The sequence below is a fragment of the Sporosalibacterium faouarense genome, assembly GCF_016765695.1.
Classification (GTDB): domain Bacteria; phylum Bacillota; class Clostridia; order Tissierellales; family VENL01; genus Sporosalibacterium; species Sporosalibacterium faouarense.
In genome coordinates, this window is the sequence record NZ_JAETGO010000082.1 from 1 (window position 1) to 2,842 (window position 2,842).

3 protein-coding genes are annotated in these 2,842 nt (G+C 32.5%); all 3 read left to right on the plus strand.

Annotated elements, in window-relative coordinates:
• The first annotated feature begins 471 nt into the window (after positions 1-471).
• Positions 472-1,155, plus strand: coding sequence for a DUF5680 domain-containing protein (locus tag JMO20_RS15150; RefSeq protein ID WP_202710545.1), 684 nt, complete (start codon positions 472-474; stop codon positions 1,153-1,155).
• A 254-nt stretch (positions 1,156-1,409) separates the two neighbouring features.
• Positions 1,410-1,946, plus strand: a complete 537-nt coding sequence (locus tag JMO20_RS15155; RefSeq protein WP_202710546.1) for a cysteine hydrolase family protein — start codon at positions 1,410-1,412, stop codon at positions 1,944-1,946.
• Between the two features lie 254 nt (positions 1,947-2,200).
• Positions 2,201-2,680 carry a flavodoxin gene (locus JMO20_RS15160; RefSeq protein ID WP_202710547.1) on the plus strand — a complete coding sequence of 160 codons (480 nt, stop codon included), beginning with the start codon at positions 2,201-2,203 and terminating at the stop codon, positions 2,678-2,680.
• Positions 2,681-2,842: the final 162 nt, after the last annotated feature.

Genomic DNA, 2,842 nt, shown 5'->3' on the forward strand with positions numbered 1-2,842 from the left:
GTCCAATAAAATTGATAAACTTGAATTCAGCCTTTGTGTAAAGAGGTTCATACGGGGAGCCGGCTACATGGGGAAGTGGATAACAAGTATATGTAGTTCTTAAAGGAAACTTTAGCCGGACATGTAGGGATGGATAACTAAAGCAAACCTCACTGAGAAGAATAGCAAGAAGCTATGGAAGTAATATAGCTGATTACGGAAGCGAGTATACTTGAGGAGACTAGTGCAGGAAATCCGCATGCTAGGATCTGTGCGGGGTATGCTAGGTAATCGGCATGTCTACTGTGACTATGACATGCTTAGTCTTATGGGGAATAGAGAGAGTTATTTTAATTTATGGCACTTTTATATTAAATCTATATTAACTTTAAGGGATATCATAATATAGCAACCAATAGTTGTCACTTTTGTTATTGTCACTTGGTAGAAAACAGATAATAATTATTATATTCTTAAAACAGAGGTGATGAAATGAAATTACATAAAAGATTACAGGCTTTGAGAGAACAAAAGAGTCTTTCACAGGAAAAGTTAGCAGAAAAAATAGGTGTATCAAGGCAAGCTATATCAAAATGGGAACTAGGTTACTCATATCCTGATATTAATAAGCTTATTGCTTTAAGTAATTTGTTTAGGATAAGTATTGACAATTTGGTTAAAGAGAACGAGGATGAAAATTGTTCATATGAAAAAACAGAACAGGAAAACTTTATAGATGAAGGAGTAATAGAATTTCTTTGTAAAGCCAAAAGGGCTACTTATGCAGGTAAAGGAGCAGAAACTCACTCTTCTAGACCTAGTTCTCATGATTTAGAATATGTAGAAGATGAGCTTAAATATATTGATACATATTTGGGAGGAGAAAAATTTGCTGGCGAAGAAGCATTGTGGCGTAATGATATTCCTTTCTGGTCAATGAACTATATTGGGCGTATTATAGATGATGATTTTTCAGGAGATTTTCTTAAAGAATGCTTATTATTAGTACCTAAAGAATATCCATATCGTGGACCATTAGTATATCAAAATGGAGATTATAAGTATCATTGTGTGATAAATGGCGAATTTAAGTGGTTTAATGGTTACGAAGAAATTTTCTGCAATGATATAAAGGTGTATGAGTGTATCTTTCATGGTGGTTATATTGTTGGATAATTGTTTTAGTTTGATGAACAATTACAGTTAGTATATAAGTTGAAACCTATAAATAGATCTTAAATTTTGCGGTAAAGTAATGCACGTCATATAACGTAGAGCTAGCGACATCCAGCTGGTCAGTTATAAGTGGAATAAATGGTGACTTATGAAATTCAGCAGTTGAATTGTAGATTGAGTAAGGAGCAGGACGTCGCGAATCCTAGGGACGTTATCTGAAATGCAACTACGGGAGCAATTGAAAGGAGAAAAAAATGAATAATACAGCTTTACTAGTAATAGATGTGCAAAATGGTTTGTTTTCAGATCCGAAATGTCCGGTATATAAGGAGAAAATGTTAATTGAAAATATAAAAAAAGTAATTAAAAAAGCTACTGAAGCAAATATCCCTATAATATATATTCAACATACAGATGATAGTTGGATACCCAAAGGTAGTAAAGTATGGCAAATATATGAACAAATTAAACCTTCAAAAGAAGATAAAAAAATTATAAAATTTACTCCAGATGCTTTTTATAAAACCTCTCTTAACAGTGAATTAAAAAATAATGGTATAAAGAATCTAGTTATTGTTGGACTTCAGACAGAGTACTGTATAGATACAACTTGTAGAAGAGCTTTTAGTTTAGGTTTTAAAACAACACTTATAAAAGATGCACATAGTACTTGTGATAGCAGTAAACTTAACGCAGTAGAAATAATTGAACATCATAATCAGGTATTGAGTGATTGGTTTGTTGAAATGAAGACAGCAGATCAAATAAATTTTTATAAGATTGTGGAATAGCCGCACATCAGATAACATGAGATTTAAGATTCCACTAACGTTTCATCTAAATTCCTTTACTAAGGGCGTTACCCTAAAGTTCAGGAATTTCTTAAATCTCTGGTACGTTATGTGAAATTTCCTACTAGCTTGCTCTGTCCAGGGCGAAAACTTGAAGAAAACGATGTATAATATGATTTGCATTGCAGCAAAATGTGTCATGAACTACTTCTGACTACTTGATAAATTGGAATTATAGAAAGGAGATAATACTTATGAACAATACATTGATTGTTTATTATTCGCTTTTTCAAAACACAAAGAATTTAGCATTAGAAATAGAAAAACAGACGGGTGGTACTCTAAGAGAATTAATTCCTAATAAGAATTATTCCTTTGACTATAATACTGCTGCTAAAGAAGTGAGATATGAAATTTCTCGAGGATTTTGCCCCCAGCTAATATCTGGAAATGAGTCAACAGATGATTATCGAACAATATTTATAGGTACACCTAACTGGTTTAAAACAATAGCCCCGCCAGTGATGAGCTTTCTTAGACAACATGATTTTGCAGGCAAAACAGTAATTCCTTTTTGCACTCATGGAGGCGGTGAATTTGGACAAATTGAAAATGATATAGCTAAAGAGTGCTCAAAATCCATAATTTTACCTGGTATTGCTGTGAATGGTACTGTTGTATCGGAAGAGGTTACAAATTGGCTTGGAACAATTGGGTATGAATTTAACCATTAGTGCGTAAGTCTCCCATCTTCTATAAGTGGAAGATGTAAGCATTATTATTATTTAGACTCGATGTCTAAATAATAATAATTTGACACCACTATATTTAGTATATATAATCAGTCTTAAATATAGTATAGATAGGTGATATAATGAACTTAGATAGTAATAATC